This window comes from Nocardiopsis lucentensis DSM 44048 (genome assembly GCF_000341125.1).
Classification (GTDB): Bacteria; Actinomycetota; Actinomycetes; order Streptosporangiales; family Streptosporangiaceae; genus Nocardiopsis; species Nocardiopsis lucentensis.
Map to the genome: position 1 here is coordinate 1 of NZ_ANBC01000633.1, position 385 is coordinate 385.

At 81.0% G+C, this 385-nt stretch carries 1 protein-coding gene; it reads left to right on the forward strand.

Going from position 1 to position 385, the window contains the following annotated elements:
* Window positions 1–385: hypothetical protein (locus tag D471_RS40370; RefSeq protein WP_040690704.1), on the forward strand; the 385-nt coding region annotated here is incomplete at both ends.

A 385-nucleotide genomic window follows, 5' to 3' on the forward strand; every position in this document is an offset into this window, starting at 1 on the left:
CGACGGGGCCGAGGCCCGGGCCGGAGCGGCCGGGACCGCGCTCCCCGCCGACCGGGCCCTCGGCGCGGCCGAGGGGGTGCTGGCCGACCTCCCGGACGGCACCCTCGACCTCGGCCCGCTCGCCCGGCGGCTGGCCGCCCGGATGGTCGGGGTGTGGCTGGACGTGCCCGGGCCCCTCCGCCCGGCGTTCGAGGCGGCCCTCACGGGGTGCCGCCACGCCCTGGACGCCCGGTGGTGCCCCCAGACGCTGGCGGGCGAGCGTCTGCGCGTGTCGGCGGAGACCGAGCTGGGATCGGTGCTCACCGAGGCCCTGGGCGTCCCGGGAACGGACTCCGACACGGTGACGGCGGTCCGTGCCCTGGCCGTGGCGGCCGCCGAGCCGACC